The organism is Sphingomonas sp. (assembly GCF_019242355.1).
In the GTDB taxonomy this organism is placed as follows: Bacteria; Pseudomonadota; Alphaproteobacteria; order Sphingomonadales; family Sphingomonadaceae; genus Sphingomicrobium.
This window is the reverse complement of record NZ_JAFAVR010000005.1, coordinates 1-7,086: the sequence shown is the minus strand read 5'-3', so window position 1 is coordinate 7,086 and position 7,086 is coordinate 1. Positions and strand designations below refer to the sequence as shown.

Genomic DNA, 7,086 nt, shown 5'->3' with positions numbered 1-7,086 from the left:
GCGTCGCCTACGCGTTCGCGATTTGCATTCTGCAGGAGATGCAGTGGGTCGACTCGGCGGCGATCCATGCTGGTGAGTATTTCCACGGACCGTTCGAGATCACCGATTTCGACGTTCCCTTCATTCAGCTGGTCGGCTTGGGAGCGGAGCGCGCTATGGACGAACGCGCTCTCGCCTTTGCGCAAAAGTATAGCAAGCGCATGACTATCTTCGACGCCAACGAGTTGGGCGTTGCGGCGCTTCCGTCTACGGTCGCGCAATATCTCGCGCCGCTGGTCTTCGCACCTGTCCTTCGGACCTACGCAGAAAAGCTGGGCGCGGCCAGAGGCCACCCGCTCACGGTCCGCCGCTATATGTGGCAAATGGAATACTGAGTACAGGAAGCGGGCAGGCGCTCATGGCCCAGCGTCTGCCCACCCCCATTCTCCTTGTCCTTCGTCTAAGCTTAAAGGTGAGCACGAGGGCTGTTCGAGGTTGCGTTTCCCTGAGCGAATTCAGCGCTCAGGCCTATGTGGAAAAGGTAGGATAAGCCGTTGGCCGATAGTAAACCTGGGCTCGTCGGTGTGGGCGACAACGTCGTCGATCACTATGTCGACGAAGACCTGTACTATCCTGGCGGCAATACGCTCAATGTCGCCGTCCTCGCGCGCCGATTTGGGCTGCAGAACAGCGCCTACATCGGGATCGTTGGGGACGACGAGGAAGGTCGGCATGTACATGCGTCGCTCCTCGCCGAAGGCCTGTCTGACAAAAATCTACGGATTGCGCACGGCGAGACTGGGAAGGCCGAAGTGGCGATCGTAGATGGTGATCGCACATTCATCACCTCCAACAAGGGAGGTATTCGTCAGCGCCTGATGCTGCGAATGGATCGGAACGATCTCGCGCTGATAGAGCGCTTTGGCCACGTTCACTCATCCTGCTTCAGCTATGTCGAGCCTGAACTTGTGCGGCTCCGGCAAGTTTCGCAAGGGCTGTCCTTTGACTTCTCGACCGGCAGAGACTTCGGCTATCTGGCAACAGTCTGTCCGACGATCACGATAGCATTTCTCTCAGCGGCTGATTTAACTGACGACGACACCGAAGGTCTGATCAAGGCGGTCCACTCCATAGGCGCACCGTCGGTTTGCGTCACACAAGGAGAGCGTGGCGCCGTCTTCAGCACCGGAGAGCGCCTGATACGGCAAGGCGTCGAACAAGCGGAGCTTGTCGATACGATGGGCGCTGGCGACTCCTTTATCGCGGCCTTTTTGGCGTCGCGCATCGACGGAGCGACAGTCGAAGAGGCAATGGCGCAAGCAGCTAAATTCGCCGCGAAGGCTTGCGGCTGGGCGGGCGCATTCGGCCACCCCCATCCCGCAGGGGGACGGCGCCTTGCAAGGCACGACTGACCCTCATCTGATCGACGTCGTCATGCCTCGCACGAGCCGAATGACGAGTGCGGTTTTCCTCTGGCGCGGTCACTGGCCACTCGGCGGTTTCGTTTCCGTCGCTGCCGCTTGAGCGTGATTTCCACCATAATCCTATTCGGGGCGACGGGCGATCTCTCGCGCCGGATGCTGTTGCCATCGTTGTTCGGTCTCGACGCCGACAGCCTGCTGCCGGCAAATCTGGCGATCATCGGCACCGCCCTGCATGAAGTCGAGGACGCCTCCTTCCGCAACATGGTGCGGGAGGCCATCACGCCGCTTGCGATCGAACGGCGGCTCGAGCCCCGAGTCGTCGACCAATTTCTGGGTCGGCTGAGCTATGTCGCGGTCGACGCCTCGGATCCGTCCACGTTCAGTCGGCTCGGCCAGGCTGCCACCCCTCGAAGCGGCGGCGGCATAGCGATCTTTCTTTCGACCGCTCCCTCATTGTTCGAGACGACCATCCAAGGTCTCGATCAGGCCGGTCTTGCCGGCGAGCACACACGTCTCGCGCTGGAGAAGCCACTCGGCCAAGACCTCGCCTCCAGCCGAAAGATCAATGACGCGGTTGCGCTCCTTTTTCCCGAGGACCGGACATTTCGGATCGATCATTATCTCGGCAAGGAGACCGTCCAGAACCTGCTCGCGCTGCGCTTCGGAAACCTCATGTTCGAGCCGCTTTGGAACGCGCAGGGCGTCGATCATGTGCAGATCACGGTCGCCGAGACCGTTGGGCTCGAAGGCCGAACCTCATACTTCGATGGCATGGGATCGCTGCGCGATATGGTGCAGAACCACATGCTCCAGCTGCTGGCATTAGTCGCAATGGAGCCGCCCGCGCATTTCGCAGCCGATGCGGTCCGCGACGAGAAGGTCAAAGTCCTCCGCTCGCTCCGCGCGATCGACGTCGTGACCGAGAGCGTCACCGGACAATATGGCGCTGGCGCGATCGCCGGCACTCCGGTCACCGGCTATAGCGACGAACTCGGCCGAGCCTCAGAGGCTGAGACGTTCGTCGCTCTCAAGGCGCATGTCGACAACTGGCGTTGGCAGGGCGTTCCTTTCTACCTGCGCACAGGCAAACGCCTTCCCGCCCGCCTCTCAGAGATCGTCATCCAATTCAGGACGGTGCCGCATTCGATTTTCTCTGGACGCGGTGCGGAACTGGCCGCCAACCGGCTGATCATCTCGCTGCAGCCGGACGAAAATATCCGTCTCGCTATCATGACCAAGCAGCCCGGGCTCGACCACGAGGGTATCCGGCTGCGTGAAATAGAACTCGACGTTCGCGACACCAACGCCTTTGCGGATGTTCGCCGGCGCATAGCGTACGAGCGATTGCTGTCCGATCTGATCGCTGGGGAGAGCACCCTGTTTGTGCGCCGAGACGAGGTCGAGGCGCAATGGCACTGGATCGACGCGATCCGCCGAGGCTGGCGCGAGCATGACGTCAGCCCAAAGCTGTACGCTGCAGGAACCTGGGGGCCGACGGCAGCCATCGCAATGACAGAGCGGGAGGGGGTCAGCTGGCATGACTGATGCTTGCCTGATCGAGGTCTGCGAGCACGAGACGCTGGTTGGCGCCGCCGAGACGGTCGCTTTCGAGGCTGCGGATTGGCTCGGTTACCGTAGCCTTTCCGGCACGGTTTCGGTTGCCCTCCCCGGCGCCGCTTGCCCTCAAGCGCTGCTCGAACACTTGGCGGCACGTCCCATTGCATGGGACCGTGTGACGATCACGACGACCGAGGAGCACCGCGTTCCCGAAGGTCACCATCACTCGTGCATCGGCGCCGTCCGTCGAGCATTCGCAGGTTGGTCGGGGTCCCAGGCGCGATTTGTCAGCTTGGGTAGACCGGATGCCGCCGCCAGCATCAAACTGCCTCTCGATCTCGTCGTGTTGAGCTTGGGCTCCGACGGTCAGCTCGCTTGCTTCCCGCCGTGCGCGATGGTCCGCGAAGATGCATCCCGCCCGTTCGTCGATTTCGTGCGTCGTCCAAGTGCGATCGAGTTGCCGCTCTCCTGTCGTCGCTGGGGCCTTCCGGAGCTGGTCTCAAGCCAGCGGGCCTTCCTGCTGTCAGCAGGGGCCACGAGCAAGACGGCGATCGATCACGCGCTACGAAATCAAGATGACAGCCCACTTGGCGCTTGGTTCGGCCAAGCCCGGGGGGTGGTCAGCATACATTGGGCTGAATCATGACTCCTGTCCGTACCCAAATTCACCCCGATATTGCAGCGGTGACCGACCGGGTCATCGCCCGCTCGCGGCCGACCCGCGCCGCCTATCTCGACCTGATCGCACGCGAGCGCGACCATGGCGTTCACCGCCCACGGCTCGCCTGCGGCAACCTCGCGCACGGCTTCGCCGCCGCCGGCGAGGACAAGGAGGCGATCAAGCGCGGAAGAGCGATGAATATCGGCATCGTCACCGCCTATAATGACATGCTCTCGGCGCATCAGCCCTATGGCCGATACCCCGAACAGATGAAGTTGTTCGCCCGCGAAATCGGCGTCACCGCCCAGGTCGCAGGCGGGGTGCCGGCGATGTGCGACGGCGTCACGCAAGGCCAGGCAGGGATGGAGCTGTCACTGTTCAGCCGCGACACGATCGCTTTGTCGACCGCGGTGGCCTTGAGTCACGGCATGTTCGAGGCGGCCGCCTTGCTCGGCATCTGCGACAAGATCGTCCCCGGGCTGCTGATCGGTGCGCTCCGCTTCGGCCATCTGCCGACGATCCTGATCCCGGGCGGCCCGATGCCTTCCGGGTTGCCCAACAAGGAAAAGGTGCGGGTGCGCGAGGCTTATGCCGCCGGCGAGGCGAGCGAGGCCGATCTGCTCGACAGCGAGAGCGCCTCCTACCACAGCGCCGGCACCTGCACGTTCTACGGCACCGCCAATTCGAACCAGATGATGATGGAGGTGATGGGGCTGCACGTGCCCGGCGCCGCCTTCGTCAATCCCGGGACCAAATTGCGCCAGGCGCTGACCCGCGCCGCCGTTCACCGGCTCGCCGAGATCGGCTGGGACGGCAATGGTTATCGCCCGCTCGGGCGCTGCATCGACGAGAAAGCGATCGTCAACGCCGCGGTCGGCCTGCTCGCGACCGGCGGCTCGACCAACCATGCGATCCACCTGCCCGCGATCGCCCGGGCGGCGGGGATAATCTTCGACTGGGAGGATCTCGACCGGCTGTCGGCGGCGGTGCCGATGATCGCCAGCGTCTATCCGTCGGGCGCCGGCGACGTGAACCAATTCCAGGCGGCCGGCGGCATGGCCTATGTGATCGGCGAGCTGCTCGCGGCCGGGCTGCTCCACCGCGACCTGTTGACCGTGTGGACGAGCGACCTTGGCGCTTATGCCGAAGAGCCCGTGCTCGCGGGCGACGATCTTGCCTGGTCGCCCGTTCCCGAACCCCGCGATGCGGCGATGCTGCGCCCGGTGGCCGCGCCCTTCCTGCCCGATGGCGGCATGAGGCTGGTCCAGGGCAATCTCGGCCGTGCGACCTTCAAGACCAGCGCCGTCGCCCGCGAACGCTGGACGATCGAGGCGCCGGCCCGGGTGTTCGCCGACCAGGATGATGTTCTCGCCGCCTACAAGGCCGGCGAGCTGCACCGGGACGTCGTGGTGGTCGTCCGTTTCCAGGGCCCGCGCGCCAACGGCATGCCCGAGCTGCACAAATTGATCCCGGCCCTGGGCGTCCTCCAAGGCGAGGGCTTCAAGGTCGCGTTGGTCACCGACGGGCGGATGTCGGGGGCGAGCGGCAAGGTGCCGGCGGCGATCCACGTCTCGCCCGAGGCGCTGGCCGGCGGACCGATCGCACGGATTCGCGACGGCGACATCATACGGCTCTGCGCGGACGACGGCATGCTCCACGTGCGGCTAGAGGTTGACGCGCTCGAAGCCCGGCCGCTCGCTCCGCTGCCGCCGCAGCGGATCGGCACCGCGCGAGAGCTATTCGCCTTCATGCGCGACGGCGCCAGCGACGCCGAAGCCGGCGGCTCGGCGATGCTCGCCACCATGGAACGGGATTATCAGGCATGAAGACGGTCGACGAAGTCATGGCGTTGGCGCCGGTCATCCCGGTGCTGGTGGTCGACGAGGTGGCGCACGCGCGGCCGATCGCTGAGGCGCTGGTCGCGGGCGGCATCCGCGCTTTGGAGGTGACGCTCCGCACTCCGGCGGCGCTCGACGTGATCGCGGCGATGGCCGAGGTCGAGGGCGCGCTGGTCGGCGCCGGCACGGTCCTCAACGGAGCCCAGCTTGATCAATCGATCGCCGCCGGCGCCCGCTTTATTGTCAGCCCTGGCCTGACCGAGGGTCTCGGCCGAGCCGCGATCGCTCGCGGCATCCCTTTCCTGCCCGGCGTCTCGGACGCTGCCGATATCATGCGCGGGCTCGACCTCGGCCTGACCCGCTTCAAATTCTTCCCGGCCGAGGCCTCGGGTGGGATCGCGGCACTGAAGGCGCTGGCCGCGCCCTTCCACCAATGCCGCTTTTGCCCGACTGGGGGCATCACCCAGTCGAGCGCCCCCGACTGGTTAGCGGTTCGCGCGGTCGCCTGCGTCGGCGGGAGCTGGCTGGTTAGCCCCGGCGATCCGGACATACCGTCCATAACAGCCAGCGCTCACGCCGCTGCGGCGCTCTGGCATTCGTAACGATGATCGATGCCGGTGTCCGCCGCTACGAGAATCGCGGGTTCGACCATGGTCAGCCGATGTCGCTGAGCGGGTCCTCCCAGTCGCCCGCGGTGCTACTATCATGACCTCCCGACCGCTCATCGGCATCATCGCTGACAGTCGCCAGCATGGCAAAGAGAGGGCGCAACTGGTGATCGAGCGCTATATGGAAGCGGCGATCCGCCACGCCGATGTTGACGCGGTGCTGATCCCCGCGCGTCCGGACCTAATCAATGCCATGGCGGTTGCGGCGAAGATCGATGGGTTGCTCCTGACCGGCAGCCCCTCCAACGTCGCGCCGTCGCGCTATGGCGATGCCGGTGAGGGCAACGGTCCGTTCGATCCCGGTCGCGACGAGATGGTCATGCGGTTGATCGAGGCGATGATCGATCGCGCCAGGCCGATGCTCGGCATCTGCCGCGGGTTCCAAGAGGTGAACGTCGCCTTCGGCGGCACGCTCGCCCGGGATCTGGGGGAAGCCGGTCGGGCGCTGCGGCACCATTCGCCCGACGGCGTGCCGCTCGAGGAGATGTTTGGCCACGAGCATGAGGTGATTCTCACCCCCGGCGGGATTTTGGCAGGGGCTTTCAACCGTGACCGGCTGTACGTGAACTCGGTTCACTTCCAGGGGGTCGGCCAGCTGGGCCAAGGACTCACTGTCGAAGCGTCGGCGCCCGATGGCGTCATCGAAGCGATTTCAGCCCGGCCCAACGGCGCGCCGATCCTTGCGGTCCAATGGCACCCCGAATGGCGGACCGACCGGAACGCCGCGAGCCAAGGCATCTTCCAGATTTTCGGCCAGGCGCTGCGGGGCGCCGGGGCTTCCTTGCCGGAGAGCGCATCATGAGCCGCCGTAATTACGACATCGCCGACTTTCGTTGCCTCGATCTCGCCCATTCACCTGGCGGGCGGAAGCCTGGGCGGCATGAGCTTAATGCACGCGCAGGGTTTCAGCGGTCGAAGGTGATGCGCGACTGCCCGGGCGATGCCAAACGCTTGCCAAA

The 7,086-nt window shown here is 64.8% G+C and carries 6 protein-coding genes and 1 pseudogene; all 7 read left to right on the top strand.

What is annotated here, in order from left to right; genetic code table 11:
• Positions 1-374, top strand: a pseudogene (locus tag JOZ79_RS00125) (SIS domain-containing protein); the annotation flags it as partial.
• Between the two features lie 159 nt (positions 375-533).
• Positions 534-1,391: a PfkB family carbohydrate kinase gene (locus tag JOZ79_RS00120; RefSeq protein WP_294068908.1), complete on the top strand. Its 858-nt coding sequence runs from the start codon at positions 534-536 to the stop codon at positions 1,389-1,391.
• Positions 1,392-1,508: 117 nt separating this feature from the next.
• A complete protein-coding gene (gene zwf / locus JOZ79_RS00115) occupies positions 1,509-2,948 on the top strand; it encodes a glucose-6-phosphate dehydrogenase (RefSeq protein ID WP_294068909.1) in 1,440 nt (479 codons plus the stop codon).
• Positions 2,941-3,606, top strand: coding sequence for a 6-phosphogluconolactonase (locus JOZ79_RS00110; RefSeq protein WP_294068907.1), 666 nt, complete (start codon positions 2,941-2,943; stop codon positions 3,604-3,606). Before zwf ends, JOZ79_RS00110 begins: the two co-directional genes overlap by 8 nt.
• On the top strand, positions 3,603-5,447 hold the full coding sequence (gene edd / locus JOZ79_RS00105; RefSeq protein ID WP_294068906.1) for a phosphogluconate dehydratase: 1,845 nt from the start codon (positions 3,603-3,605) through the stop codon (positions 5,445-5,447). The genes JOZ79_RS00110 and edd overlap by 4 nt, the downstream gene beginning before the upstream one ends.
• Positions 5,444-6,061: a bifunctional 4-hydroxy-2-oxoglutarate aldolase/2-dehydro-3-deoxy-phosphogluconate aldolase gene (gene eda, locus JOZ79_RS00100; RefSeq protein WP_294068905.1), complete on the top strand. Its 618-nt coding sequence runs from the start codon at positions 5,444-5,446 to the stop codon at positions 6,059-6,061. Before edd ends, eda begins: the two co-directional genes overlap by 4 nt.
• 103 nt (positions 6,062-6,164) lie before the next feature.
• Positions 6,165-6,929, top strand: a complete 765-nt coding sequence (locus JOZ79_RS00095; RefSeq protein ID WP_294068904.1) for a gamma-glutamyl-gamma-aminobutyrate hydrolase family protein — start codon at positions 6,165-6,167, stop codon at positions 6,927-6,929.
• The last annotated feature ends 157 nt before the right edge of the window (positions 6,930-7,086 follow it).